Raw genomic sequence first — 26,180 nt, forward strand, 5'->3', positions numbered from 1 at the left:
GCAGCCGCGTGAGCCTTTTGGATTCCTATCGCATGAGATTGCGGCGCAAGCGCCGCCTGCTGCGTTGCCTACGTCGGCGTCGGGATCTGAAAGCGGTGCAAGATAACACCAACAAGATCAAAGAAAACGACATCTTGTTGATGAGCGTGATGCGGAACGAAAAGATCCGCCTTCCCTATTTCTTAGACTACTATCGAAAGCTTGGCATCAATCACTTCCTGTGCGTGGACAACAACAGCGATGACGGCACCCACGAATACCTGAGCAGCCAGCCGGACGTTTCGCTGTGGTGGACGGATGTAGGTTACAAGAATGCGACCTTTGGTCTGGATTGGTCCAACTACCTGCTGCGCCGCTATGCGCATAAGCACTGGGTTCTGACGGTCGATCCGGATGAATTCTTTATCTATCCTTTTTGCGATACCCGCCCGATCCGCGCCCTGACCGACTGGCTGGACGATACTGGTGTGCGCAGTTTCGGCACCATGCTGATCGACATGTATCCCGAAACTGGAATCATGGATGCGCCCTATCATGAGGGCCAGAACCCCTTTGAAGTCGCGCCTTGGTTCGATTCAGGCAACTTCATGATTACCCGCAACCCGACCTATGGGAATCTGTGGATTCAAGGCGGTGCACGCGCACGGGTTTTCTTTCAGAACAATCCCCTGAAGGCTCCGGCCCTGAACAAGATACCTCTTGTGAAATGGCACCGGCGCTACGCCTATGTCAGCTCAACCCACGCCTTGCTGCCGCGCGGGCTCAATCAGGTCTATGAAGAGCAGGGCGGTGAAAAAACCAGCGGAGCGCTGCTGCATGCAAAGCTGATCAATACGCTTGGGGAAAAAGCTAAAGAAGAGTTGCTGCGCGGACAGCACTATGCTGCGTCGGGCGAGTACAAGGCTTATGCCAAGCAGTTAGAGGATAATCCGGTTTTCTGGAACAAATGGTCCGAGAAATACATCAACTGGCGACAGATTGAGATCCTCGGCCTGATGTCCAAGGGGAACTGGGCATGAGCAGCTTGGGCATCGTAATGCTGGTGCACACCGCGCTGGATCGGGTTGAGCAGGTGGCACGCCATTGGGCCGCCTCGGGCTGTCCTGTGGTCATTCATGTAGATCAGAAAGTCGGCGATCCGGCTTATTCCGATTTTGTCGCCGCTTGTTCGGATGAACCGCTTATTCTGTTTTCCGAACGCCATGTCTGTGAATGGGGCGGCTGGGGTATTGTCGCCGCATCACAATCCGCCGCATCGCTGATGTTGGAGAAGTTTCCGAACGTCCGGCATGTATATCTGTCTTCGGGCGCGTGCCTGCCACTGCGTCCGGTCGCTGATCTGATCGACTATCTGGCCGACCGGCCCCGTGTCGATTTCATCGAAAGCGCAACCACGCGCGACGTCAGCTGGACGATCGGCGGCCTGGATCTGGAACGTTTCACCCTGAGTTTCCCCTTCTCATGGCGCAGGCAACGAAAACTGTTTGACAATTACGTGCGGTTGCAACGCGCCCTCGGTCTGCGCCGCAGAATTCCAGACGGTCTGGTGCCCCATATGGGCAGCCAGTGGTGGTGTCTGACCCGCCAAACCTTGTCGGCCATTCTTCAGGATCCCAAACGCGCCGAATATGATCGCTATTTTCGCCAGGTCTGGATTCCCGATGAAAGCTATTTTCAGACACTGGCACGGCTCTATTCCACCCATATCGAAAGCCGATCGCTGACCCTGTCGAAGTTCGACTATCAAGGTCGGCCGCACATGTTCTACGACGATCACCTGCAATTGCTGCGCCGGTCCGACTGTTTCGTGGCGCGCAAAGTCTGGCACAGCGCTAGCCGGTTGTATCAGACCTTCCTGACCGACCAGGACAGCGCACTGACCCCGGCCGAGCCCAACCCCGGCAAGATCGACCGGGTGTTTTCCAAAGCGGTCGAGCGGCGCGTTCGCGGACGGGATGGTCTTTATATGCAAAGCCGCTTCCCCCGCGCGGCTACGGAACGCAGCCTGACAGCCTTTCCCTATTCGGTGTTTCAAGGCTTTACCGAGTTGTTCGAGGATTTCGAACCTTGGCTGACAAACGCCATCGGCGGGCGGGTGCATGGGCATCTGTTCGGTCCCGAACGGGCGCAATTTGCCGAAGATGAGACGATCATCAACGGTGCGCTCAGCGATTGCGCAACGCTACGCGATTATAACCCCTCGGCCTTTCTGTCGAACCTCATCTGGAACACACGAGGCGAGCGTCAGTGCTTTCAATTCGGGCCAACGGATATTCAGAAAATCAATGAATTCCTGACGCAAGACCAGAATGCACATATTGCGGTCATCTCGGGGGCCTGGGCGGTTCCATTGTTCCGTTCGAACCTGAATTTTGCCGATATCCGGTGCGAAGCTGCCCGCCTACAACAGATCGAAAGCAAACAGCTCAAGCTGCTGGATGCCGCCCGCGCAAAGACGCGCATTCGAATATGGACGATGGCAGAGTTTGTGGAATCCCCTATGGAGCAACTGCAGACCGTTCTGGAAGACATGGGCGCGCCCAAACCCACCCATCTGACCGAGGCACCGACGATGGTGGATCTGACCGGGTTCGGAAAGTTCCTGCAAAACCTCAAGAACCAAGGGATGCATCCCTATCTGATGGGGGATTTCCCTGTGAATGACGTGTTTGGCGCACAGTCCAAATCGTTCAAGAAGCCCTATTTGGTGCAGTAACCTAAAATGACCCGCCGCTTCGATTATTTCATCGTTCTGGCCGATATGCGCACAGGTTCGAACCTGCTTGAATTACAGCTGAACACGCTGGATGGCGTCACGTGTCACGGAGAAGCGTTTAACCCCTATTTCGTCGGCCTGCCAAAACTGGACAGCGTTCTGGGCTTTACCCTGGAAGATCGTGAACGCGACCCGATGGCGCTGATCGACGCCATCCGAAAGGCGCCGGGCGAGATGAACGGCTTTCGTTTTTTCAGCGACCACGATGCGCGGGCGCTGCCACCGGCGCTGGATGATCCGCGCTGCGCCAAAATCATTCTGATGCGCAACCCTCTGGATAGCTACATATCGTGGAAAATCGCCTTGGAAACAAAGCAGTGGCGGTTAGTGAACATCAAGCAACGGCGGGAGGCTCAGATCACCTTCGATGCCGAAGAATTCGCCGAACAGCTCGACCAGCGGCAAGCATTTCAACAAACAGTGCTCAAACATCTGCAGACCACCGGGCAAACACCGTTTTACATCGACTATGACGATCTAACAGATTTGGACGTTCTGAACGGCCTTGCCGCGTGGCTTGGCGTCAGCGCACGTCTTAAGGAGCTGAACCAGCATCTCAAACGTCAAAACCCAGCGCCTGCCCGGTCGAAAGTGACCAATCCGGATGATATGGAGCTGGCCCTGTCGCAACGTGACCGCTTCAAGCTACACCATATCCCAAGTTACGAGCCGCACCGCGGGCCGGCTGTTTCGCGCTATGTGGGTGCTGCGCAAACTTCGCTGATGTACCTTCCGGTGCGCGGCGGCCCCGAGGCTGAAGTGGTGCAGTGGATTGCCGATCTAGACGGGGTGTCTCAAGCCGACCTGATCACCGGCCGCAATCAAAAACAGACCCGTCAATGGATGCAGGATCATCCCGGTCACCGCAAATTCACGGTGCTGCGCCATCCGCTGGCGCGCGCGCACGCTGTGTTCTGCGACCGTATTCTGCACACAGGCCCCGGCGCATATGTCAGCATTCGCAATATGCTGAGCCGACGGTACAAGGTGCCGCTGCCTGCCAAGGGTGATCTCAGAAATTATACCCGCGATCAGCATTCCGAGGCGTTCGCGGCCTTTCTGGGCATGCTGCGCAGTATTCTGGCGGGCCAGACCCCGATCCGCGTGGATGGGGAATGGTGTGGACAAGCGCAAACGCTAGAGGGCATGGCCGGTTTCACCATGCCCGACCTGATCCTGCGCGAGGATGAGATGGCAACCGCCCTGCCCGATCTTGCCTACAAAATTGGGCACACAGCCGCGCCAACCCCGAACAAGGCCAAGCCGGACGCGCCGTTTTCACTGGATCAGATTTACGACGCACAGCTTGAAGCGCTGGCGCAAGAAGCCTACCAGCGCGACTATACAGTATTTGGATTTGGTGATTGGAAACCGCTTTGAACCTTGCTTAGGGACGCAGAGTAATCACGGTTCCTTCATTCACCATTGCGTAGATTTCTTCGATCTCATCATTCTTGACCGCAATACAACCTGCCGTCCAATCCGGGGTCTTCTTCGCCCGCTTGAACTCGGATCGCAGATTGGGTTGTCCGTGAATGAAGATGTCGCCGCCCGGATCAACACCTGCGGCCTTGGCTTTAGCCAAGTCTTCCGAATTGGGATACGATATACCCAACGATAGATGATACCTGCTGCGCGGATTGCGGCGGTCGATCAGATAGGTACCCTCGGGCGTACGGCCATCGCCTTTTTTGTTTTTCGTGCCGGTGGGCGCAAATCCTAGATCGATATCATACTCCCGCAAAATCTGCTCGTTATGGAGCAAATACAGCTTGCGTGCACCTTTGTTGATGACCATCGAGGTCACCTCGGGCCCGCGATAAGAAAGAAATCTGGGTTTGGCTGAGGCACATGCTGAAAGGCTCAGCGTTGCCATTGCGCCCATTCCGAATGCTCGACGATCCATTATTTTCACTGCCTGATGCTCTTTTTTGTCAATTATTATGTCAGATTTTCGCGAAACTTAAATCACTTTTTGCTGTTCGACTGTTCCGTCAGTCGGCGTTCAATCGATTCCAGCCTTTCAAGAACCTCATCACGATAGGCATCGGTCTTGACCTCATCCTCGGCATGGTGGGCATCCTGCATCGAGTTCACGATGAGACCTACCAGCAAGTTCACCACCGCAAAGGTGGTCACCATGATGAAGGGAACAAAGAAAAGCCAGGCGTAAGGATACACCTCCATCACAGGGCGGACGATGCCCATGGACCAGCTTTCCAGCGTCATGATCTGGAACAGCGTATAGGCCGACAGACCCAGATCACCGAACCAATCGGGGAACGTGCCCGAGAAAAGCTTGGTGGAGATCACAGCGCCGATGTAAAACAGGATCGCCATCAGCAGGAACACGCTGGCCATGCCCGGCAGGGCTGAGATGAAGCCTTCGACCACTCGGCGCAGGCGCGGCGCGACCGAGATAACGCGCAGGACCCGGAGGATACGCAGTGCCCGCAGAACCGAAAGCGCCCCTGCACTGGGAACTAGGGCGACGCCCACGATCACGAAATCAAACACATTCCAGCCGCTGGTGAAGAACCGGCGCCCTGTGGCGATCAGTTTCATGACGATTTCGATGACGAATATGGTAAGGCACAGCTTGTCCAACGTCACGATCAGTGGACCCGCTGCGTCCATCAGCGTGGGCGATGTCTCCATCCCCAGCAGTACCGCGTTGAACAGGATCACACCGGTGATGAATTTCCCGAAAGCCGGTGCTTCGATGATGGGCAGCAGTCGTTGGGCGATCACCATGCGGGCGGTCCTTATCTCAGGGTTATTTGTTCAAAATGAACCGAGCGGCAAGTTCGGTGTGTGACGACCATCGAAATTGGTCAACCACCTGTACCCATTCAAGGGCATATCCGGCGTTAACCAGCATTTTTGCGTCACGGGCGAAGGTGATCGGGTTGCACGAGACATAAACAACCACCGGGCGCATGGCCTGCGCCAGCTCGGCCACCTGCGCCTCGGCCCCAGCGCGCGGCGGGTCAAGCACAACGGCGTCGAATTTCTTGAGTTCATCGGGCATGAGCGGGCGGCGGAACAGGTCTCGGGCCTCGACTGTGACCTGTTTCAAACCTTGCGCCTTGCGCCAGCCCTGATCCAAGGCCTTCGTCATCTCGGTCTCACCTTCGACTGCATGAACTTCAGCAGTCTGTGCCAGCGGCAGAGAGAATGTCCCGCATCCGGCGAACAGATCGACAATCCGCTTTGCCCCCGACGTAGCGTCGGAAACAGCCTGTAATAGAGCCTGTTCTCCGTCTTTTGTGGCTTGTAAAAACGCTCCGGGCGGTGGGGTGACGCCAGCGGTTCCAAAGCGTTGGATCGGAGGTACACGCATGGCGATAACCTCATCATCCCAACTAAGCCGGGCAAGGCCGTGATGCTCGGTCGCTTGCGCGAGCGCCAGCTCCAACGGTCCATCCAGCGGTTTGCCGCCCTTGACCGCAACATCCAAACCGCCTTCGGACAGGGTCAGCGTTACGGCCAACACACCTTTCCGACTGCCACCCAACAACGCCAAGGCTTCGGCCACCGGGATGGCCGCAATCAAGGTTGGGTGCAGCAAATGGCAATCCGGGATTTCGGTAATCGTGTCAGAAGCGCGACCATGAAACCCGGCCAACGTACCCTTCTTGGTGCGCCGTACGGCGATGGTGGCCCGACGGCGGGATCGTTCAGGCGAAGTGTGAATGGGCCGCATCAGGGCATTGAGCCCCTGCGCGGCCAACGCGTTGCGCACCACCTCAATTTTCCACTCGGCGACAAAATTATCGGTCGCATGTTGCAACTGGCAGCCGCCGCAGGCCTTGTAATGACGGCAGGGTGCCTTGACCCGCTGATCCGAGGGTGTTTCGACGCGAATATCGTTCAGAAACTGACCCAGCAACGTACCGCTGACCACTTCACCCGGCAGAGTGCGTGGCACATAGATCGGACCATCGGCGATTCCGTCGCCCTGATGTCCAAGGCGGCTTATTGTGTATTGCTGCGTCATGGAGGCCTGATAACTGGGGTTTGAGCGCAACAAAACCCTTTATTCTGCAGCCTCGGCCTGAATGAAGCCGCCCGATTGGCGATGCCAGAACCGGGCGTACAACCCGCCACGCTCCAGCAGAGCCTCATGTGAGCCGCTTTCAACGATATGACCGTGATCCAGAACAATAATCCGATCCATCTCGCTAAGCGTGGATAGGCGGTGGGCAATAGCCAGCACGGTCTTGCCCTGCATCACCCGGTGCAGTGCCGCCTGAATCGCTGCCTCGACCTCGGAATCCAACGCCGACGTCGCCTCGTCCAGAACCAATATCGGTGCGTCTTTCAGGATAGCGCGAGCCAGAGCGATCCGCTGTCGTTGCCCGCCGCTCAGCTTCACGCCGCGTTCGCCCAGATGCGCGTCATAGCCCTTGCGTCCTTGCGCATCTTCTAGACCGAGTATGAATTCATGCGCCTCGGCTTTGGTCGCGGCCTCTATCAGCTCATCGTCGGTCGCGTCAGGACGACCATAGAGGATGTTCTCGCGCGCTGAACGATTGAACATCGCGGTTTCCTGCGTGACCATCCCAATCTGTTGACGCAGGCTGTCCTGAGTCACGTGAGAGACATTCTGCCCGTCGATGGCAATAACGCCATGTTCCCCGTCATAGAGCCTTAGCAAAAGTGAAACCAAAGTGGATTTCCCCGCACCTGAGGCCCCGACTATGCCCAGCTTTTCACCCGGTGCGGCAGTGAAATTAAGATTAGCAACACCACCGATATCGCGGCCATAGGCAAAGCTGACGCTGTCAAAGGCAATCTCGCCCTCTGAGACCACAAGTGTCGATGCGTTCGGAGCATCCTCGACCCGAACGCGCTTGGTCAGTGTGTGCATTCCGTTTTCAATCTCACCGACATTTGCGTAAAGGCCCATCAGTGTGAAACTGACCCAGCCGGTCATTTGCGAGATGCGTATCGCCACGGCCCCGGCCGCCACGATGTCCCCGGCCGTCGCGATGCCCGCCTGCCACAACCACAGTGTCGCGCCGATCAACAAGACCGGCAGCACCCCCGCCAGGGTCATTAGGATGAACCGGAAACTGGCCGACAGCTTGCCGAATTCCAGCGACCGTTCACGCAGGTCGACCATGGAATTTCGGGCGGTTTGATCTTCGAACTCGGAATGGGCAAACAGCTTGACGGTTTTGATGTTGGTGATCGTATCGACCACCTGCCCCGATACCATCGCCCGCGCCCCCGCCCGCGCGGCAGAGCGTACGCGTATGCGTGGAAGATACCAGCGGACCAGCAAGAAATAGACAACAAGCCAGGCAACAAATGGCAGCATCACAAGCGGATGAATAGACCCTAATAAAAGCAATGAGCCTGTAAGTGAGGCAATAGCGAAGACAATAGCGCTGATTGTTTCGGACACCACTTGCGTCATGGCGTTTGATGTCTGCATCTGTTTTTGGGCGATGCGTCCAGCAAAATCGTCATCGAAATAGGTCACCGACTGGCCCAGCGTCCAGCGGTTCAGTTTTGCCAAAACCAATGGCGTGATGTTGGGCATGACGATGTAGTTGTTTGCCACCGACGACAGGCCGAACAATGCGGGGCGTAGAAGCATGAAGAATGCGACAGCACCCAAAATGATCGCGAGATTGCCGCCGGTCAGAAACGCCTCAGGACTGCTGTTGGTGGTCAGATCAATGACGCGGCCCAGGACCCAGGCGGTGCCAGCCTCCATCGCACCCGCGATCGCCGAGAAGGCTGCTGCGACGAACAGCATCGGCCAGGCGCCGGACAAGCTCCAACGGATGAACGCCCCCAGCGTTTGCGGCGGGGGCGTTTCTGTGTCTTTGAACGGTTGGATGAGGTCGGCAATCCTCATTCAGCGGCCTCCGGGTTTAGGAAGCCTCCAGATTGCCGCGCCCAGAACTGAGCGTAAAGCCCTCCTTGCGCCAACAGATCGGAATGACCACCTTGTTCAACGATCCGGCCGCCATCCATCACAAGGATGCGATCCATCTGAGCAATCGTGCTGAGCCGGTGCGCGATGGCGATCACGGTCTTACCTTGCATCATGCCGTAGAGTGTTTCCTGTATCGAGGCTTCGACTTCGGAATCTAGGGCAGATGTCGCCTCGTCCAATAGCAAAATCGGCGCGTCTTTCAGGATCACCCGCGCCAGCGTTACACGCTGCCGCTGACCGCCGGACAGTTTCACGCCCCGCTCGCCCACATGCGCATCATAGCCAGTGCGGCCCTCCGGGTCTTGCAGATCGAGGATGAACTCATGCGCTTCGGCCTGTTTCGCAGCGGCAATCATCTGTTCTTCGGTCGCATCAGGCCGACCATAGAGGATGTTGGCCCGAACCGAGCGGTGTAACAGAGCACTGTCCTGCTGAACCATACCAATATGGCCGCGCAAACTGTCCTGCGTAACCTTCGAGATATCCTGGCCATCGATCAGGATCGCGCCCTTCTCGACATCGTAAAATCGCAAAAGTAGCTTTACTAGAGTCGATTTTCCGGCACCGGAGCGGCCGATCAGGCCGATCTTTTCGCCTGGCCGGATGGTCAAGTTGACGTGATCCAAACCACCGGTTTCTCGTCCATAGTGATGAGACAGATCGCGTATTTCGATCTGGCCATTACCAAGCCGCAAAGGTTTCGCATCAGGTTCGTCCAACAGATCGATGGGCTGCGCGATGGTCTGCATACCCTCGGCAACGATACCCAATTCGCGAAAGAAGCTGGTCAGCGCCCACATGATCCACCCGGTCATGGCATTCAACCGTAGTGTTAGTGCCGTGGCGGCGGCCACCACTCCCACCGTTGCGCTACCTTGCGCCCAAAGCAGGATTGCCCAACCGACGACTCCCACGATCAGCACACCGTTCAGCGCAACAAGCGCGGCATCCATAATGGTGAAAATCCGCATCTCGATCTGGAAAGTGCGGCGGGTTTCCGCAATCGCCTCGCGCGCATAGTCCTGTTCCTGAGTGTCATGGGCAAACATCTTGATCGAGTGGATGTTGGTATAGCTGTCCACCACCCGGCCCGTCACGGTCGAGCGTGCATCCGACGCCGCCTGAGATGCCGGGCCGACCCGCTTAACGGTCCAGCGCACCAGCGCACCGTAAAACACCAGCCAGATCAGCAATGGTAGCAACAGTCGCGGATCAGCCGCCATCAGCAGAATGGCCGCACCGATCATGTAGGCGATCGAGAACGAGATCGCGTCAAAGACTTGAAAGACCACCTCACCCGCGGCGGGCGGGGTCTGAACAACCCGGTTTGCGATGCGCCCGGCAAAGTCATTCTCGAACCAGCCAACCGATTGACGCAGAACATGTTTATGGGCGCGCCAACGGATCAGCGTGCCAAAGTTCGGCAAGATTGTGTTGTTGAGCAACAGCACGTCAACAAGTTGCAGGATCGGGCGAATGAACAGGATCAGCGCGGCAACCACGATCAACTCAGTTCCATGCGCCCGCCAGAATTCGGCGGGAGAACTGCCCAACAGGTCCACAACGCGGCCCATATAGAAGATCAGCCCGACCTCGACCGCCGCAACGACCACGGACATCAGCGCGGCCAATACAAAAACGCGTTTGAAAGGCTGCGAGTAACCCAGCATGAAAGGCCACAGCCGCGTCGGTGGCTTGTCTACCTGTTCATAGGCAACAAAAGGGTCAATGAGATTTTCGAAGTAGCGAAACATGGAGAGTGCTCCGATTGAGCAGAAAATAGGTCATGCGAAGAAAGATGGCGCCAGAACACCACCCCTACGGGTCAAAGTGTTCCGGGCTTTAGCCGAACCAGATCCCGTAATACATTCGCATTCCTCCCTCCATATGAGTCAGGCGCACCCTGCCAAATCAAATCGGGTTTGTCATCCCTTTTTGAGACTTCAAATCAGTCGGCCAGCAATTCTTCGCGGCTAAGCGCGAAATCCGACGCGATCCAACGCGCCTCAAGCTCGGCCAGTTTTGCGCCCAGCGCGGGGCCCGAGAAGGCGGGGATCAAATCCGCCGCCTTGATCGGGAAACTGGCCGCGGACCCTTTTTGCAAAGCTCGGTTCAGGTCTTCGGACCAAGGCTGTTCAAGAAATGCATGACGCAAAAGTGTCTCGTGCAATCCGCCTTCCGACCCATAGCGATAACCCAATTCTGCGACACTGGTCGTCGCCATCGCTTCGTCGCGCATCCGAGCCAGACGCTGCAGTTGCGCGCGGCTGAGACGCAGGGTTTTGGCCACTTCGGGCGATGCAATCGCGGCCAAACGACGAATCGCTTCGGGCGCTGCATGGGCGTCTTGTTCCAGTTGAATCAGGATCGCCAGCGCCCGGTCATCAGCCCCGGGTAAGAGCTGCGCCAAAACGCCAGTGATGCGCATGGCGGCCACCGACGGCGCGGGGTCAGGCGCTGCGAGCAGTTTAAGCATCTCGGCCCCGACCCGTTCGCGCGAAAGTGTCTCTAACCCGTCCAAATTTGCAGCTATTGCATCCAGTGCAGCGGAGTCAAAGCCACCGTCCACATCCCCGTACCAAGCATGAAACCTGAAATATCTGAGCGATCTCAGGTAGTCTTCTTGGATGCGATCACTGGCCTCCCCGATGAACCGTACGCGACGCGCCTGTAGATCCGGCAAACCGTTCAGCGGATCAAGGATTGTGCCGTCAGGTTTGGCATAAAGCGCGTTCATGGTGAAATCACGACGCGCGGCGTCTTCTTCGACCTTGTCGGAAAAGGCGACGACAGCACGCCGACCATCCGTTTCGACGTCACGGCGAAACGTCGTGACCTCGTGCGGGATACCTTTGCTGACAATCGTCACGGTGCCATGGTCTATCCCTGTTGGTATCGGCTTCAGCCCAGCTTTCTGCGCCAGTTCCACGACGTGTTCCGGCCCAGCGTCTGTGGCGATATCAATGTCAGAAACCGGCGCCTGCAGCAGAGCATTGCGCACACAGCCACCGACGAATAGCGCCTGCGCCCCGCCGTTGGTCAGGGCGGTGCATACATCCTGCGTGGCTTGGTCGGTTAACCAATCTTCTGTGATCCGCTTCATTCACTCATCCGCGCTGCCAATCCCCGCAGCATCCGTGCCGTCGCACCCCAGATATAATAGGGGCCATAGGGCACAGCATAGTAATACCGTCTTTGGCCACGCCAACGGCGCGACTCGACGACATAATTCTCTGGGTTCAGGACATGCGCAAGCGGAACGAAGAAGATCTCATCCACCTCGCCCGGTTCGGCGACTGGTTCAAAACTGGCTTCAAGGATCGCAACAACCGGCGTGACCGAAAAGGACGTCACGGTTTCATGAGTGGGCAGATGACCCAGAATACTGGGTAGTTCTGGCGGAAGACCAATTTCTTCCTGTGCTTCGCGCAAAGCTGTCGCAGTAACGTCGATGTCGCCCTCATCCTGTTTTCCACCCGGAAAGGCGATCTGGCCCGGATGGTGTTTCAACGCCGAAGAGCGTTTGGTCAAGATCAACCGGGGTGCGTCTCCGGTCACGGAAACAGGCACTAACACGCCCGCAGGGCGCAGTTTGCGCCCCGCCGGCAGCACCGTTTCCGGGTTCAGATCAAAGTCACTGGACCCGGACCCATCACGGCTCAGCGCCTCGGTAAGGTCTGTGATCAGATCACGCGCCATCCGGGCCTTCGGCCTCGAAACCGACGGTCGCAGGGTCCAGCACATAGTGCGCACCGCAGAATTGGCAGTCTGCTGTGACGGTGCCTTCGTCCGTGGTCATTGTCGCAATATCCTGCGCCGAATAGATCGACAGGCTTTGGCGCACGCGATCTTCGGAACAAGTGCAACCGAATTTTACCTGCTGTGCATCATAGACGCGAGGCTGTTCCTCGTGAAACAGACGCACCAGAAGGTCGGTTGGCGCAACGGATGGCCCGATCATCTCCAGATCATCCACGGTGTCTAGCAGGATTTTGACGCGATCCCAGTTCTCGCCCTCTTCACCATCCACCAGATCCGAGGCAGACAGGATCTCTCCGCTGCCCTCCCCGGAAGCGGCAAAGGGCGAGGCTTTGGGCATGTGCTGCAGCATGATCCCGCCAGCGCGCCAGTGTTCACCGACACCGGGCTCAGTCGATTTGCCGAAGCTCAACGAAAACCGGGTCGGCAGCTGTTCGGACTGCGCGAAATAGGCTTCCGCACACGCGCTCAGTGATCCCCCGGCCAGTGGGGTGATGCCCTGATAAGGCTGTGTACCTTCACCTTGGTTAATCATGATGGCGAAGTACCCGTCACCCACCTGATCGAAAGGGGCTGCATCGGTCAGCCGGTCGCGGTCAAAGCTCGCATATGCGCGGATCTGCGCGGGTTCGCCCTCGAACTGTGGCGCATAATAATCGGTTGCGATCATCCGCACCGCGCCCTTGGATTGCACCTGCAGAGACAGCTTCCAGCGCAGCGATACCGTTTGCCCTATCAATGCAGTCAGCAGGGCCATCTCGGCCACCAGCGCCTCGACCACCTCGGGGTAGTCGTGCTGTTTCAAGATGCCGCCCAACACGCCGTCCAGCCGGGCCACGCGGCCTCGCATGTCGGGTATATCGAGTTGAAAGGGCAGGACGGTATCGTCCCACGCGATTTTGGTTCCAATAGACATGGGGTTTCCTTAAGCGCCACAGGTTGGCATACCGCCACCATATAGGTTGAACAGTTTGGGTTGAAAGGGGCCTTACATGATCAGACGGTTCGGTGAAAGCCCCGAGGCAGAGCGAAAATACACCCGGCGGGCCGGCGTTTATGCCCTATTGCCACAAGGCAACCGATTGCTGCTGACCTGTCAGCTGGAACCCGGACCCGATCTGCAGCTGCCGGGCGGCGGCATCGATCCGGGGGAATCACCCATTACAGCGCTTCACCGTGAGGTTTACGAAGAAACCGGCTGGCTGATCGCCGCGCCCCGGAGAGTGGGTGCGTTTCGTCGATATACCTACATGCCGGAATACGATCTGTGGGCCGAGAAGGTCTGCCTGATTTACCGCGCCCACCCGGTCAGACGCCTAGGCCCTCCGACCGAAGACCTTCACGAGGCCATTTGGATGGAGACCGCAGATGCCGTTCATCTGTTGGGCAATGAGGGCGACGCCCATTTCGCCCAGCGCCACCTGCATGGGCTTTAAGGTCCGTTATATTCAAAAAACACTGCAGAGACATCATCCGCAATTCCGCTGTCCGGTGACATCACCTGTGTAAGACGCCAGAACATGTCATCCAGGAATTCCGGTCCACCGTGATCGGCGGCGCATTCAACAGCCATCGCCTTCAACCCGTCATCATCCAGCAGACTGCCGTCGGCGAGCTGGCATTCGGTGAACCCGTCCGAATGCAAGAGCAGCTTGTCGCCCGGTTGCATATAGGTTTCCGTCTGCTGAAACTGCGCCTCAGGCAGCAAACCAATGGGCAACCCGCCTTCGCCCAGAAACTCGGTTTTACCATCACGGCGCAGCAACAGCGGATGCGGGTGTCCGGCCTGCACCATTTTCAGATGTCCGTTGCGCAGATCGATGATGGCATAGACCATGGTGAAATACTCTTCGATCCCGGCATCGGCGATCAGACGCGAGTTGAGCAACGACGCGACCTCTTCGGGTGGCAGAAGGGCGTAGAATTTATTAAAACGACGCTCCATCGCGATGTTCTGATCGAAATGCGTGCTGGACAGATACCCGCCCAGCCGTGCCGTCATCATCGCAGAGGTGATCCCGTGGCCGGAGACATCGATGCTGTAAAACCCCAGCCGATTGACACCGGGCGAGAACATCCCCACCAGATCACCGCCGATATGACCGCAAGGTTTCAGAAGCAGGCTGACCTGTGAGTTGCCAAAGGTTCCCTTCAATTCGGGCACCAGCGAGTCCTGAATCTTTCGGGCCTGCATCAGATCTTTATCGATCGCATCATGGGCAAGCTTCAGTTCGTTCAGCGCTGTTTCGATCAATTGGTTTTTTCGGGACAATTCGCGTTGCATGTCAAGAATACGCGCCCCGGCCGATATGCGCGCACGCAGCTCATCAGCCTCAAGCGGCTTGATCAGAAAATCGTCTGCCCCAGCGTCCAAACCGCGCGCGACCTCCTGCTTTTCGCTTTTTGAGGTCAGAAGAATGAAATAGCTATATTGCTCACTGTCCAGCTCTCGGAAGGCGCGACAAAACTCAAGCCCGCCCATACCTGGCATGACCCAGTCGCTTAGAACAAGATCAGGCGGGTCCGAGGTGCAAAGCTCTATCGCGGCTTCACCACTGTCGGCTTCAAGAACCTCGAATCCCCACTTTTTTAGCGAGGCCACCAGAATGCGCCGCTGCAGACGGCTGTCGTCCACAACAAGAACCTTGCGGATCGCGCCAAAATCCAGCTCGACCCGGGCCTCTACTTGACTGGCATCCGGCACCATGAAGTCCCTGTACTTGCTCAACTCTCCAGTTGTCGCAACGCTATGCCTCTCAGCTTAACATCCTATGAAAAACCAAATGGCCGCGATTTAACCCCATCTTTACCCGCGACGGTCTAACAATATGCAACCGCAAGAGGGTGGCATGATTCAGTGGTCCAGAGTCAGACAGTTACGTGATGAAGTCGGCGCAGACGAGTTCACCGAGGTTGTCGAAATCTTTTTGGACGAGGTTCAGGAAGTTATCACTAAGCTACGCGATGACACTGCCCCCTCCGAGATCGAACAGAACCTACATTTCCTGAAGGGCAGCGCGCTGAGTCTTGGCTTTGATAGTTTCTCGAAACTGTGCCAGGACGGTGAGCGACGCGCAGCCGCAGGTGAAAGCGCCGCCGTTGATTTGCTGGCGATTATCGCGGCCTACGACGAGTCGAAAAAACTGTTTCAGGCCGGTCTGGCCGAAAACCTGCGCTAGATCACAAACTGTGCCAGCGTCTCGTCTTCGGTGATATCCGTATAAGTAAACCCGGCTTCATCCAGATGCGCAAACAGGCGCATGAAATTCTCGGGCTTGCGGGTTTCGATCCCGATTAGCACCGAACCAAAATTGCGCGCCGATTTCTTCATGTATTCGAACCGTGCGATATCGTCTTCGGGCCCCAGAATACCCAGAAATTCTTTCAAAGCGCCAGGACGCTGCGGCAGGCGTAAGATGAAGTATTTCTTGACCCCGGAATAACGCTGCGCACGCTCTTTGACCTCTGGTAAACGCTCGAAATCGAAGTTCCCGCCCGAGGTGACACAGACCACCGTCTTGCCACGCACAAAGCTTTGCACGTCACCCACAGCCTCAACCGCCAACGCACCGGCAGGTTCCAGAACGATGCCCTCGACATTCAGCATCTCGATCATTGTGGTACAGATGCGGTCTTCGGACAAAGTCAGCACATCCGACAGATGCCGCGATTTCAGCAATTCAAACGGTTTCTCACCAATCCGGCCTACTGCTGCGCCATCGACAAATGTATCCACATGATCCAGCACCACCGGGTGCCCCGCTGCCAGCGCCGCGCGCAAACACGCCCCGCCGGCCGGTTCCACGAACAGGCAATGCGCCCGGTCCCCAAACCAGGTCGCCACCCCCGAAGACATACCGCCGCCGCCAACCGGCAGAATTACATGATCGGGCACTCGGCCCAATTGCTCTTCGATCTCAACCGCCAATGAGGCCTGCCCCTCGATCACATCCGCATCATCGAACGGAGACAGGAAATATCCGCCCTGTTCTGCGCACCAGCTTTGCGCCGCAGCCAGCGTGTCATCGAAATAGTCACCGATCAGGTGAACCTCGATATTGTCGCCGCCGAAAATGCGCGTCTTCTGGATCTTCTGCTGCGGCGTGGTCACCGGCATGAAGATCACACCCCGCACACCCAGATGCTTACACATATAGGCCACGCCCTGCGCATGGTTGCCAGCGCTGGCGCAGACGAAAAGGCCCTGCCCCTGCTGCTTGCGCATCGCATTGAACGCACCGCGGATTTTATACGACCGCACCGGGCTGAGGTCTTCGCGCTTGAGCCAGATATCCGCGCCGTAACGGTCGGACAGATGGGCGTTCCGCTGCAACGGAGTTGCCGGAAACACTGAGCGCATTGCCTTTTCGGCAGCGCGGGCGCGGGTCGTGAAATCAGTCATGTTGGATTCCCTGCCCCATCATCGTCGAAAGGGCAAGGAATACATATGTGTACGGGCTTAGGCCAGCTCGCGCTTTTCGATGAACACACCATAGATCGTCGTCAGGATACTGACATTGATCAGTGGGACGATCAGCATGCTCGCAAATAAGACAAACAAGACACCGATGATCGGGACGAAAAGCAGCAAAGACGCCAGTAGCTGAAGCAATATTTGGAAGAGGATGGATAAGACGACCAGAAGTGCGATGGCTCCGCTTGCGCCCGAGGTTGCTTGCCACGCTTCAGACAGCTTTATTGGTTTTCCGATCGCTGCGCCAGGTAAAATCGGGGAGGCCCGATAGAATCCGATCGTGAGAAAGATGATCAAACCCAGCCAAACCAGAATTCCCAGCGCCACAGAGGATTGCGCCATCATGCCCATGATCAGCGCTCCCGGTATCATGATGATAAGAGCGATTAGGCCGAGCATCAGAAGGCGTCCGAAGTAGGCGAGCACACGGTCGAACCTGAAAGGCGGAACCAAACCGCTTGGATATTCCTCAAGTAGAACGAAACGGTGCCACGACACGACAATCCACAGCATGACCCCAAAGACAACGGCCATAAGGCAGAGCAGAAATCCGGTGAAGGACGCGGCCGTTACGCCTTCAGGGAAGCCATTGGTTTCACTGTTGAATTCTTCGAAAGGAATGCCAAACAGGAAGAACAGGCCGATGGCTAAAAAGCCGCCAATGAGCGCCGGTACGACTGAAATCTGTAGCGCCTGCGTCAGGTTCCTCAAAACCATCTTCACCGAATGTACGAAAATCTCCAGCCCCAGCATGAAACCGCCCTCTCAACCAATCCTTGTTCTCTATCCGCCCGTTTCACCGCAATTCCCGCCCTGCGTCAATGCACGCCGCTTGCCCCCACGTCCAAAACCCGCTAGGGGCCAGTCGTTCTACGTACAAAGGGAAATCAGATGTCCGCGCCCAAGAAAGTTGTTCTGGCCTATTCCGGTGGCCTTGATACCTCGATCATTCTGAAATGGCTGCAGACCGAGTATGGCTGTGAGGTCGTGACCTTCACCGCCGATCTGGGTCAGGGCGAGGAGCTGGAACCCGCCCGCAAGAAAGCCGAGCTGCTGGGGATCAAACCCGAGAACATCTATATCGAAGATATTCGCGAGGAATTCGTTCGCGACTTTGTCTTCCCGATGTTCCGCGCCAACGCACAGTACGAAGGGCTGTACCTACTGGGCACCTCGATCGCACGGCCTCTGATCTCGAAACGTCTGGTCGAGATCGCCGAAGCGACCGGTGCTGACGCTGTGGCCCACGGCGCGACTGGCAAGGGCAACGATCAGGTTCGTTTTGAACTGGCTGCTTACGCACTGAATCCCGAAATCAAGGTGATCGCGCCGTGGCGTGAGTGGGACCTGACCAGCCGTACCAAGCTGTTGGAATTTGCCGAGGCGAACCAGATCCCGATCGCCAAGGACAAGCGTGGTGAGGCCCCGTTCTCGGTCGATGCCAACCTGCTGCACACCTCGTCCGAGGGTAAGGTTCTGGAAGACCCCGCCGATATGGCACCCGACTATGTCTATCAGCGCACCGTCCACCCCGAGGATGCGCCGAACGAGCCGGAGTTTATCGAGATCGGTTTTGAAAAAGGCGACGCGGTCAGCATCAATGGCGAGGCGATGAGCCCCGCGACCATCCTGACCAAGCTGAACGAATATGGCGGCAAGCACGGCATTGGCCGTCTCGATCTGGTCGAAGGCCGGTTCGTGGGCATGAAATCGCGCGGTATTTACGAAACCCCCGGCGGCACCATCCTGCTGGAAGCGCATCGTGGGATCGAGTCCATCACCATGGACCGCGGCGCGATGCATCTGAAGGACCAGCTGATGCCGCAATATGCCGAGCTGATCTATAACGGCTTCTGGTACAGCCCCGAGCGGGAGATGCTGCAGGCAGCCATCGACAAGTCGCAAGAGCATGTCACCGGCACCGTTCGCGTGAAACTGTACAAAGGTCTTGCCTCAACCGTGGGCCGCTGGTCGGATCATTCGCTGTACTCCGAGGCGCACGTGACCTTTGAGGAAGACGCTGGTGCATATGATCAGAAAGATGCGGCAGGCTTCATCCAGTTGAACGCACTGCGCCTGAAGCTTCTGGCCGCGCGTGACAAACGGCTGAGCAAGTAAGCGTTCAGAATTTTAGATCTGGCCCCGGTGTCTGATCAGGCACCGGGGTTTTTCTTTGCCGGGTTTCCGTCGGGTCGGGCTTGCCCGGATCAGGCGATTGTCTTTACGCATACGTCAATCAGGGAAGGACGGATAATGCTGCAAGACATCGCCGACGGAATTCAAAAGGGTTTGAACGGCAAAAACTTTGACGGATCGCTTAAGTTCGATTGTGGTGATGAGGGTGTGATCGTTCTGGCGGAGAATACTGCCTCAACCCAGGATCGGGACACAGACTGCACCATCCGCATCTCGCGCGAGAACCTCTCTATGTTGCTGAACGGTAAGCTGAACCCAATGACCGGGGTTGCGCTGGGCAAGCTGAAAATCTCGGGCAACATGGGTGTTGCGATGAAGCTGGGGCAGCTGCTGGGCTGATAAACTCGTCTCACCAGCGCGTGACAAATCATGTCAGCGCATTGCAAGCGCAAAAATCTGCGGGCAGCTTGGTTTCGGAAGGAGACCTGCCATGACCCGGATCACTTACCTTGATTGCCTGAAACCTTCACTTCTGTTTGTGCTGATCTTGTTGGCAGCAATGCTGCGCGCTTTACCTGCTCCGGCCGCTGGCACTGAAACGCTAACAGTCGCCGGTGGCTGTTTCTGGTGCGTGGAATCCGATTTCGAGTCCGTGCCCGGCGTGATCGGCGCGGTCTCGGGCTATACCGGTGGCAAGACGGATAGTCCCACCTATGATCAGGTCTCGAAAGGCGGAACAGGGCATTACGAGGCGGTCCAGATCACCTTCGATCCCGCCCGCGTTTCCCGTGCAACCTTGCTGAACATGTTCTTCCGCTCAGTCGATCCCACGGATGCGGGTGGCCAGTTCTGCGATCGCGGCGACAGCTATCGCACAGCAATTTTCGTCTCTAACAAAGGGGAAAAGGCGCAGGCACAGCAAGCCAAGACCAGCGCACAAAACGCGCTGGGGCAGACCGTGGTCACGCCGATCCTGCAAGCCGGAACGTTTTATCCAGCCGAGGCGTATCACCAGGATTATTACAAGGGTAGCAAGCTGGTACTGACCCGCTTTGGCCCCAAGCGCCAAAAGAACGCCTATAAGGCCTACCGCGAAGCCTGCGGTCGCGATGCGCGGGTCAAACAATTGTGGGGCAACGAAGCGCCCTTTGCAGGGTCCTAGTCAAACTGCGCTTCGCACACCTCTTTCAGATCAGGAATGACATCTGCAGTGCCGTGCCGCGTGACCATCAGGGCCGCGGCACGGTTTGCTTGGGCAATCGCCTGCGCCATCGGCATACCCCGGTCCATTCCAGCCAACACATAGCCGGTGAATGTGTCACCTGCCCCGGTGGTATCCACAGCGTTGACCTTATGGGCCTGAAACGCTTGGGGTTGATGATCTTGCTGATAATAGCGCGCACCTTTTGAGCCAAAGGTGACGATCACATGTTCGACCGGCAGGTCTGAAGGGGCGAGACCCGTTGCATCCTGCAATTGCTCGGCCTCGACTTCGTTGAGGATCAGAAAATCCAGATACGGTAAAACCGCTTGAACTGCGTCTGCCTGAAATGGGGCGGCGGCGTAGCAGACAGTCAGCCCCATTTCGCAACCTAGTTTAGCGGCCTCAATCTGCGCATTGGTTTCGTTCTGCATCACCAGCAGATCACCTGAAACCGCCGAGGACAGCGCCTGCCCAAGTTGGTCGTTCGAGATGGCATGGTTGGCGCCTTGATACAGAACGATCAGGTTTTCACCCTGCGCATCTACCGCGATGATCGCGTGACCGGTCGGTACATCCACCTCGGCAATATGCCGCGTGTCAACGCCATACTCGGTCAGCCGATCCCGCGCCCAAAGGCCATCCGAGCCCACCGCGCCGATATGGGATACCCGCGATCCGGCTCGTGCAGACGCCACAGACATGTTGGCGCCCTTGCCACCCAGAAACCTCTGTAGCCCGCTGGCCGCCAGTGTCTCACCCGCTTCGGGCAAATGCGGCAGGGCATAGACCATATCCGCGTTGATTGAGCCAAGGTTCCAGATTGTCATGATTTACCCGATATCGCAGGAGGCCAGGATGGCCATGTTCAGAATGTCATTTGCGGTCGAGACCGTCGAACAGATCTGGATCGGCTTGTCGACGCCGGACAGGATCGGGCCGATCACGGTGGCGCCGCCCATTTCCTGCATCAGTTTGGTCGAAATCGAGGCCGAGTGTCGTGCAGGAACAATCAGGATATTGGCTGGTCCGGTCAGTCGTTGGAACGGATAGGCTTCCTGCTGATCAACATTCAGGGCCACATCAACCGTCATCTCGCCCTCGTACTCGAAATCGACGCCGCGCTCGTCCAGCACCGCCGGAGCACGGTGCATCTTCTCAGCACGTTCAGACACCGGGTAACCGAAGGTCGAGAAACTGACAAAGGCCGCCCGGGGCTCTAGCCCCATGTGGCGCGCCACGGCAGCGGCACGTTCTGCGATGTTGGCCAGATCATTTTCGTCCGGCCATTCATGCACCAGCGTGTCGCCAATCAGAACGATCCGTCCTTTGTGCAGCAATGCGGTAACCCCCGCCGCGCCATGGGCGGCATCCGCATCGAACACATGGTTGATACGGTCCAGCACATGCGCCGACTTACGAGTGGCCCCTGTCACCAGACCATCCGCATGACCATGCGCCAGCATTAAAGACGAAAACACATGCCGATCCCGTGCAGCGAGTCGGTGAATATCTTTGTGATCGAAGCCCTTACGCTGCAGGCGCTGATACAGAAAATCCTTATAGGCCTCGAGATGCGCGGTATTGGCGGCATTCACCACATCAATTTCACGCACCGCGTCCCCAAGACCAGCGGATTCGAGCTTTTCCTTTACGTCGTCTGGCCGGCCCACAACCAAAGCCTTACCAAAGCCCGAGCGTTGGTACATTACGGCCGCGCGCAATACGCGCGGATCGTCACCCTCGGCAAAGATCATCCGGCTTTGCGCCTGACGCGCCCGCGCGTTCAAGCCGCGCAGGATACTGGCCGTCGGGTCCATGCGGGATTTCAGGCTCAGCTCATAAGCGTCCATATCGATGATCGGACGTCGCGCCGCGCCGGTATCCATACCGGCCTTGGCAACCGCAGGCGGGATACGGTGGATCAGGCGCGGATCAAAAGGCGTTGGAATGATGTAGTCGCGCCCAAAAGTCAGCGACTTGCCATACGCCATTGCGACCTCATCCGGAACATCTTCACGCGCCAATCGCGCCAGAGCGTGGGCGCAGGCGATTTTCATCTCGTCATTGATCGCACGGGCATGAATATCCAGCGCACCACGGAACAGGTAGGGAAAACCCAGAACGTTATTCACCTGATTCGGATAATCGCTACGGCCCGTCGCGACGATCGCATCAACGCGCACCTCGTGCGCCTCTTCCGGGGTGATTTCCGGGTCAGGGTTCGCCATGGCGAAAATCACCGGATTGTCAGCCATGCTGGCGACCATGTCTTGTGTCACCGCCCCTTTGACCGACACGCCCAGAAATACATCCGCATCCTTCATGGCCTCTTCCAAAGTGCGAAGATCAGTCGTGATGGCATGGGCCGACTTCCACTGGTTCATACCCTCGGTCCGGCCCTGATAAATCACGCCTTTGGTGTCGCAGACGATGCAATTCTCATGCCGTGCACCCATGGCCTTGAGCAGTTCGATACAGGCAATTCCTGCAGCGCCTGCCCCGTTCAGGACGATTTTTACGTCTTCGATCTTCTTGCCCGAGATGTGCAATGCGTTTAGCAGACCCGCCGCGCAGATCACTGCTGTTCCATGCTGATCATCGTGGAAGACCGGGATATCCATCTCTTCCTTCAAGCGTTGTTCGATGATGAAACATTCGGGTGCTTTGATATCTTCCAGATTAATACCGCCAAAGGTCGGACCCATCAGGCGCACAGCGCGACAGAACTCGTCAGGGTCTTCGGTATCCAGCTCGATATCGATCGAGTTCACATCAGCGAACCGCTTGAACAGGACCGATTTGCCTTCCATCACCGGTTTTGAGCCCAGCGCACCCAGATTTCCAAGGCCCAGAACGGCGGTACCGTTCGAGATCACGGCAACCAGATTGCCTTTGTTTGTATAGTCATACGCCGTCTCTGGTGCTTCAGCGATGGCTTCACAGGGAACCGCAACGCCAGGGCTGTAAGCTAGCGAAAGATCGCGCTGCGTGGTCATGGGTACGGTGGCCTGCACCTCCCACTTGCCGGGGGTCGGGTCTAGGTGAAAGGCCAGCGCCTCTTCTTTGGTGATCTTCGCTTTGGGCATCTTACAGGTCGTTTCCATGACTTTGGGGCTTTTGCCTCATAACGCAGGCGGGGCCGCGCCTCAACGAGAATGAGTTTTCACCTTTTACTGAAGATGCGGGATTTGTAAGGTCGCGCCCGGAACACGCCAGAAGGGGACCGAATTTGTCCATAGTCACGCCGATGATGGCGCAGTACCTTGAGATCAAAGAGGCTCATACAGATGCCCTGCTGTTTTATCGCATGGGTGACTTCTACGAGATGTTCTTCGAGGATGCGGTGAACGCGGCTGAGGCGTTGGATATCGCGCTGACCAAGCGCGGCAAACACAATGGCGACGATATCCCGATGTGCGGCGTGCCGGTGCATTCTGCCGAGGGCTACTTGCTGACCCTGATCCGAAAAGGGTTCCGCGTCGCGGTCTGCGAGCAGATGGAAAGCCCGGCGGAAGCCAAGAAAAGAGGCTCTAAATCGGTGGTAAAGCGCGGTGTTGTGCGTCTGGTGACGCCCGGCACACTGACCGAAGATGCCTTGCTAGAGGCGCGGCGGCACAACTTTCTGGCCGCCTATGCCGAGGTTCGGGACGAAGCCGCACTGGCCTGGGCCGATATCTCAACCGGTGCATTTCACGTGATGCCGCTGACGTCAATCCGGTTGAGCCCTGAACTCGCTCGGCTGGCCCCATCTGAGCTGATCGTGGCCGATGGGTCCGAGGAAAAGCTGCATGAAACCGTCATGGACCTTGGCATATCGCTTACGCCTGTCGGACGCGCCAGTTTTGACAGCGCTGCAGCCGAGAAACGCATCTGCGGGTTGTTTCACGTGGGCGCTCTGGATGCATTCGGGAACTTCGGGCGCGCCGAGGTTTCGGCCATGGGCGCGCTGATCGATTATCTGGAGATCACGCAAAAGGGCAAACTGCCCCTGCTGCAAACTCCCCTGAAGGAATCCGAGGATCGCGTGGTTCAGATCGACGCCGCAACGCGACGCAATCTGGAGCTGACCCGGTCACTGTCTGGTGGACGCGCCGGGTCGCTGCTGTCCGTGGTCGACCGAACAGTAACGCCAGGTGGCGCAAGACTTCTGGAACAGCGACTGTCCAGCCCCTCGCGTAATCTGGATGTGATCCACGCCCGACTGGACGCAGTATCTTTAGCGGTCGAAGATAGCCTGATCGCCTCAGATCTGCGCGAAGCTTTACGCAAAACACCCGATCTGGATCGCGCTTTGTCTCGTCTTTCGCTGGATCGAGGCGGCCCGCGTGATCTGGCCGCTATCCGCAATGGATTGGAACAAGCCGCAACAATCGCCGAAACCTGTGCCTCACAGGATCTGCCTGTTCTGTTGGCCACTGCCGTCCAGAACCTTGTCGGATTTGACGATCTGTTGACCTTGCTGGACGAAGCATTGGTTGCCGATCCACCCTTGCTGGCCCGCGATGGCGGCTTTATCGCCCCCGGGTTTGATAGCGAATTGGACGAAGCGCGCACCTTGCGTGACGAAGGCCGTTCGGTCATCGCAGGTTTCCAACAGAAATACGCCGAGCATACCGGCATCACGTCACTGAAGATCAAACACAACAATGTGCTTGGCTACTTCATCGAGACCACGGCAACCCATGCCGAGAAAATGTTGAACCCGCCATTTAGCGAGACTTATATCCACCGCCAAACCACCGCCAATCAGGTGCGCTTCACCACGGTGGAGCTGTCCGAGATCGAAACAAAGATTCTCAATGCCGGAAATCTCGCGTTAGAGATCGAAAAACGGCTCTATCAAAGACTTTCTAGGGCTATTCTGGATGTTGCCGCACGGCTAAATCAGGCCGCGCGCGGACTGGCTGAGCTGGATTTAACCACTGCACTCGCCGATCTGGCTCGCGGCGAAAGCTGGTGCCGTCCAAAGGTCGACGGGTCACGCGCATTCGACATCAAAAGAGGCCGTCACCCGGTGGTCGAGCATGCCCTGAGGCAGCAAAGCGGCGATGCTTTCATCGCCAACGACTGCGATCTGAGCGCCGATGCAGGCGCTGCAATTTGGTTGCTCACCGGTCCCAACATGGCCGGTAAATCAACCTTCCTGCGCCAGAATGCGCTGATCGCCCTACTGGCGCAGATGGGCAGCTATGTTCCGGCAGAACGGGCGCAAATCGGATTAGTCAGTCAATTGTTCAGCCGCGTCGGAGCGTCAGACGATCTGGCGCGGGGCCGCTCGACCTTTATGGTCGAAATGGTCGAAACCGCAGCTATTCTGAATCAGGCCGACGACCGCGCGCTCGTAATCCTTGATGAGATCGGCCGAGGCACCGCGACCTACGACGGCCTTTCCATTGCCTGGGCCACACTGGAACACCTACACGCGGCAAACCAATGTCGCGCATTGTTCGCCACCCACTACCACGAATTAACTGCACTCGCTGGAAGTCTGAACGGTGTAGAAAACGCGACCGTTGCAGTCAAAGAATGGGAGGGTGAAGTCATCTTTCTGCATGAGGTACATAAAGGCGCTGCCGATCGGTCTTACGGCGTCCAGGTTGCACAATTGGCTGGCTTGCCCGCCTCGGTCGTGGACCGCGCCCGTATCGTGTTGGATCAATTAGAAAAAACCGAACGTGAAGGCGGTAAGCAGAAAGCACTGATCGACGATCTGCCCCTGTTTTCAGCTGCGCCGCCGCCTCCCCCTGCGCCAAAAACCTCGCCCGTTGCTGATATGCTGGAAACCATCCTTCCAGATGAACTCAGCCCCCGCGAAGCCTTGGACTTGATCTACAAACTGAAAGAGGCGGCCAGATCCTGACCGCCTCGAACCCGGTTG

Annotated in this window: 22 protein-coding genes; 9 read left to right on the forward strand and 13 right to left on the reverse strand. The window is 57.3% G+C overall.

All coding sequences use genetic code 11. From position 1 onward, the window contains the following. The first annotated feature begins 32 nt into the window (after positions 1-32). From ACR0AU_RS18895 to ACR0AU_RS18905, 3 genes are read left to right on the forward strand one after another with little or no spacing between them, the layout of a single operon-like run. Positions 33-1,019 (forward strand): glycosyltransferase family 2 protein, encoded by a 987-nt coding sequence (locus ACR0AU_RS18895; protein ID WP_170408823.1) that lies wholly within the window; start codon positions 33-35, stop codon positions 1,017-1,019. Then, a complete protein-coding gene (locus ACR0AU_RS18900) occupies positions 1,016-2,716 on the forward strand; it encodes a DUF5927 domain-containing protein (RefSeq protein WP_480588304.1) in 1,701 nt (566 codons plus the stop codon). Before ACR0AU_RS18895 ends, ACR0AU_RS18900 begins: the two co-directional genes overlap by 4 nt. 6 nt (positions 2,717-2,722) lie before the next feature. Continuing rightward, the gene (locus tag ACR0AU_RS18905) at positions 2,723-4,156 is read left to right on the forward strand and encodes a sulfotransferase family protein (RefSeq protein WP_170734076.1); all 1,434 of its coding nucleotides are present in this window, start codon (positions 2,723-2,725) and stop codon (positions 4,154-4,156) included. Positions 4,157-4,163: 7 nt separating this feature from the next. Here ACR0AU_RS18905 and ACR0AU_RS18910 read toward each other — a convergent pair whose 3' ends face one another. From ACR0AU_RS18910 to hslO, 8 genes are all read right to left on the reverse strand, one after another. Next, positions 4,164-4,682: a L,D-transpeptidase family protein gene (locus tag ACR0AU_RS18910; RefSeq protein WP_170399336.1), complete on the reverse strand. Its 519-nt coding sequence runs from the start codon at positions 4,680-4,682 to the stop codon at positions 4,164-4,166. Between the two features lie 62 nt (positions 4,683-4,744). Further along, positions 4,745-5,530, reverse strand: coding sequence for an ion transporter (locus ACR0AU_RS18915; RefSeq protein WP_170515151.1), 786 nt, complete (start codon positions 5,528-5,530; stop codon positions 4,745-4,747). A 22-nt stretch (positions 5,531-5,552) separates the two neighbouring features. Beyond that, the gene (locus tag ACR0AU_RS18920) at positions 5,553-6,776 is read right to left on the reverse strand and encodes a class I SAM-dependent RNA methyltransferase (RefSeq protein WP_170734075.1); all 1,224 of its coding nucleotides are present in this window, start codon (positions 6,774-6,776) and stop codon (positions 5,553-5,555) included. Positions 6,777-6,815: 39 nt separating this feature from the next. Further along, a complete protein-coding gene (locus ACR0AU_RS18925) occupies positions 6,816-8,648 on the reverse strand; it encodes an ABC transporter ATP-binding protein (protein WP_170734074.1) in 1,833 nt (610 codons plus the stop codon). Further along, positions 8,645-10,483 (reverse strand): ABC transporter ATP-binding protein, encoded by a 1,839-nt coding sequence (locus tag ACR0AU_RS18930; protein WP_170734073.1) that lies wholly within the window; start codon positions 10,481-10,483, stop codon positions 8,645-8,647. The genes ACR0AU_RS18925 and ACR0AU_RS18930 overlap by 4 nt, the downstream gene beginning before the upstream one ends. Before the next feature lie 194 nt (positions 10,484-10,677). Next, on the reverse strand, positions 10,678-11,832 hold the full coding sequence (locus ACR0AU_RS18935) for a CCA tRNA nucleotidyltransferase (protein WP_480796088.1): 1,155 nt from the start codon (positions 11,830-11,832) through the stop codon (positions 10,678-10,680). Beyond that, a complete protein-coding gene (locus tag ACR0AU_RS18940; RefSeq protein WP_170399354.1) occupies positions 11,829-12,428 on the reverse strand; it encodes a CoA pyrophosphatase in 600 nt (199 codons plus the stop codon). The genes ACR0AU_RS18935 and ACR0AU_RS18940 overlap by 4 nt, the downstream gene beginning before the upstream one ends. After that, positions 12,418-13,404: an Hsp33 family molecular chaperone HslO gene (hslO, locus tag ACR0AU_RS18945; RefSeq protein WP_480796089.1), complete on the reverse strand. Its 987-nt coding sequence runs from the start codon at positions 13,402-13,404 to the stop codon at positions 12,418-12,420. The genes ACR0AU_RS18940 and hslO overlap by 11 nt, the downstream gene beginning before the upstream one ends. A gap of 76 nt (positions 13,405-13,480) precedes the next feature. On the opposite strand from hslO, the gene ACR0AU_RS18950 reads away from it, so the two are divergent. After that, positions 13,481-13,924: an NUDIX hydrolase gene (locus tag ACR0AU_RS18950; protein WP_170734069.1), complete on the forward strand. Its 444-nt coding sequence runs from the start codon at positions 13,481-13,483 to the stop codon at positions 13,922-13,924. On the opposite strand, the gene ACR0AU_RS18955 is transcribed toward ACR0AU_RS18950, so the two are convergent. Further along, a complete protein-coding gene (locus ACR0AU_RS18955; RefSeq protein WP_170399510.1) occupies positions 13,921-15,195 on the reverse strand; it encodes a SpoIIE family protein phosphatase in 1,275 nt (424 codons plus the stop codon). The genes ACR0AU_RS18950 and ACR0AU_RS18955 overlap by 4 nt on opposite strands. 142 nt (positions 15,196-15,337) lie before the next feature. Between ACR0AU_RS18955 and ACR0AU_RS18960 the strand changes: the two genes are divergently transcribed. Continuing rightward, positions 15,338-15,667, forward strand: a complete 330-nt coding sequence (locus tag ACR0AU_RS18960) for an Hpt domain-containing protein (protein WP_170515482.1) — start codon at positions 15,338-15,340, stop codon at positions 15,665-15,667. Here ACR0AU_RS18960 and ilvA read toward each other — a convergent pair. Both ilvA and ACR0AU_RS18970 read right to left on the reverse strand, forming a co-directional pair. Beyond that, positions 15,664-16,890 carry a threonine ammonia-lyase IlvA gene (ilvA, locus tag ACR0AU_RS18965; protein WP_480796090.1) on the reverse strand — a complete coding sequence of 409 codons (1,227 nt, stop codon included), beginning with the start codon at positions 16,888-16,890 and terminating at the stop codon, positions 15,664-15,666. The genes ACR0AU_RS18960 and ilvA overlap by 4 nt on opposite strands. A gap of 57 nt (positions 16,891-16,947) precedes the next feature. Continuing rightward, the gene (locus ACR0AU_RS18970) at positions 16,948-17,715 is read right to left on the reverse strand and encodes a hypothetical protein (RefSeq protein WP_480796091.1); all 768 of its coding nucleotides are present in this window, start codon (positions 17,713-17,715) and stop codon (positions 16,948-16,950) included. 138 nt (positions 17,716-17,853) lie between these two features. On the opposite strand from ACR0AU_RS18970, the gene ACR0AU_RS18975 reads away from it, so the two are divergent. From ACR0AU_RS18975 to msrA, 3 genes are all read left to right on the forward strand, one after another. Beyond that, on the forward strand, positions 17,854-19,080 hold the full coding sequence (locus ACR0AU_RS18975; protein WP_170426327.1) for an argininosuccinate synthase: 1,227 nt from the start codon (positions 17,854-17,856) through the stop codon (positions 19,078-19,080). A 135-nt stretch (positions 19,081-19,215) separates the two neighbouring features. Beyond that, entirely contained in the window at positions 19,216-19,497 is a 282-nt protein-coding gene (locus tag ACR0AU_RS18980; protein ID WP_480796092.1) for an SCP2 sterol-binding domain-containing protein, read from the forward strand. 91 nt (positions 19,498-19,588) lie between these two features. Beyond that, positions 19,589-20,260, forward strand: coding sequence for a peptide-methionine (S)-S-oxide reductase MsrA (gene msrA, locus ACR0AU_RS18985; protein WP_170399396.1), 672 nt, complete (start codon positions 19,589-19,591; stop codon positions 20,258-20,260). Here the strand turns inward: msrA and ACR0AU_RS18990 are convergent. After that, positions 20,257-21,129 carry a ribokinase gene (locus ACR0AU_RS18990; RefSeq protein ID WP_170734067.1) on the reverse strand — a complete coding sequence of 291 codons (873 nt, stop codon included), beginning with the start codon at positions 21,127-21,129 and terminating at the stop codon, positions 20,257-20,259. The genes msrA and ACR0AU_RS18990 overlap by 4 nt on opposite strands. A 3-nt stretch (positions 21,130-21,132) precedes the next feature. Further along, positions 21,133-23,388 carry an NADP-dependent malic enzyme gene (locus ACR0AU_RS18995; RefSeq protein WP_170466734.1) on the reverse strand — a complete coding sequence of 752 codons (2,256 nt, stop codon included), beginning with the start codon at positions 23,386-23,388 and terminating at the stop codon, positions 21,133-21,135. A 161-nt stretch (positions 23,389-23,549) separates the two neighbouring features. Here ACR0AU_RS18995 and mutS point away from each other — a divergent pair, with 161 nt between their 5' ends. Then, positions 23,550-26,162 carry a DNA mismatch repair protein MutS gene (gene mutS / locus ACR0AU_RS19000; RefSeq protein ID WP_170734103.1) on the forward strand — a complete coding sequence of 871 codons (2,613 nt, stop codon included), beginning with the start codon at positions 23,550-23,552 and terminating at the stop codon, positions 26,160-26,162. The last annotated feature ends 18 nt before the right edge of the window (positions 26,163-26,180 follow it).

The sequence above is a fragment of the Ruegeria sp. CG1 genome, assembly GCF_056537265.1.

Bases quoted from the DNA above. Each gene is read 5' to 3' on its own strand.
- ACR0AU_RS18895 (WP_170408823.1), top strand. From the start codon at position 33: ATGAGATTGCGGCGCAAGCGCCGCCTGCTGCGTTGCCTACGTCGGCGT.
- ACR0AU_RS18900 (WP_480588304.1), top strand. From the start codon at position 1,016: ATGAGCAGCTTGGGCATCGTAATGCTGGTGCACACCGCGCTGGATCGG.
- ACR0AU_RS18905 (WP_170734076.1), top strand. From the start codon at position 2,723: ATGACCCGCCGCTTCGATTATTTCATCGTTCTGGCCGATATGCGCACA.
- ACR0AU_RS18910 (WP_170399336.1), bottom strand. From the start codon at position 4,682: ATGGATCGTCGAGCATTCGGAATGGGCGCAATGGCAACGCTGAGCCTT.
- ACR0AU_RS18915 (WP_170515151.1), bottom strand. From the start codon at position 5,530: ATGGTGATCGCCCAACGACTGCTGCCCATCATCGAAGCACCGGCTTTC.
- ACR0AU_RS18920 (WP_170734075.1), bottom strand. From the start codon at position 6,776: ATGACGCAGCAATACACAATAAGCCGCCTTGGACATCAGGGCGACGGA.
- ACR0AU_RS18925 (WP_170734074.1), bottom strand. From the start codon at position 8,648: ATGAGGATTGCCGACCTCATCCAACCGTTCAAAGACACAGAAACGCCC.
- ACR0AU_RS18930 (WP_170734073.1), bottom strand. From the start codon at position 10,483: ATGTTTCGCTACTTCGAAAATCTCATTGACCCTTTTGTTGCCTATGAA.
- ACR0AU_RS18935 (WP_480796088.1), bottom strand. From the start codon at position 11,832: ATGAAGCGGATCACAGAAGATTGGTTAACCGACCAAGCCACGCAGGAT.
- ACR0AU_RS18940 (WP_170399354.1), bottom strand. From the start codon at position 12,428: ATGGCGCGTGATCTGATCACAGACCTTACCGAGGCGCTGAGCCGTGAT.
- hslO (WP_480796089.1), bottom strand. From the start codon at position 13,404: ATGTCTATTGGAACCAAAATCGCGTGGGACGATACCGTCCTGCCCTTT.
- ACR0AU_RS18950 (WP_170734069.1), top strand. From the start codon at position 13,481: ATGATCAGACGGTTCGGTGAAAGCCCCGAGGCAGAGCGAAAATACACC.
- ACR0AU_RS18955 (WP_170399510.1), bottom strand. From the start codon at position 15,195: ATGGTGCCGGATGCCAGTCAAGTAGAGGCCCGGGTCGAGCTGGATTTT.
- ACR0AU_RS18960 (WP_170515482.1), top strand. From the start codon at position 15,338: ATGATTCAGTGGTCCAGAGTCAGACAGTTACGTGATGAAGTCGGCGCA.
- ilvA (WP_480796090.1), bottom strand. From the start codon at position 16,890: ATGACTGATTTCACGACCCGCGCCCGCGCTGCCGAAAAGGCAATGCGC.
- ACR0AU_RS18970 (WP_480796091.1), bottom strand. From the start codon at position 17,715: ATGCTGGGGCTGGAGATTTTCGTACATTCGGTGAAGATGGTTTTGAGG.
- ACR0AU_RS18975 (WP_170426327.1), top strand. From the start codon at position 17,854: ATGTCCGCGCCCAAGAAAGTTGTTCTGGCCTATTCCGGTGGCCTTGAT.
- ACR0AU_RS18980 (WP_480796092.1), top strand. From the start codon at position 19,216: ATGCTGCAAGACATCGCCGACGGAATTCAAAAGGGTTTGAACGGCAAA.
- msrA (WP_170399396.1), top strand. From the start codon at position 19,589: ATGACCCGGATCACTTACCTTGATTGCCTGAAACCTTCACTTCTGTTT.
- ACR0AU_RS18990 (WP_170734067.1), bottom strand. From the start codon at position 21,129: ATGACAATCTGGAACCTTGGCTCAATCAACGCGGATATGGTCTATGCC.
- ACR0AU_RS18995 (WP_170466734.1), bottom strand. From the start codon at position 23,388: ATGCCCAAAGCGAAGATCACCAAAGAAGAGGCGCTGGCCTTTCACCTA.
- mutS (WP_170734103.1), top strand. From the start codon at position 23,550: ATGATGGCGCAGTACCTTGAGATCAAAGAGGCTCATACAGATGCCCTG.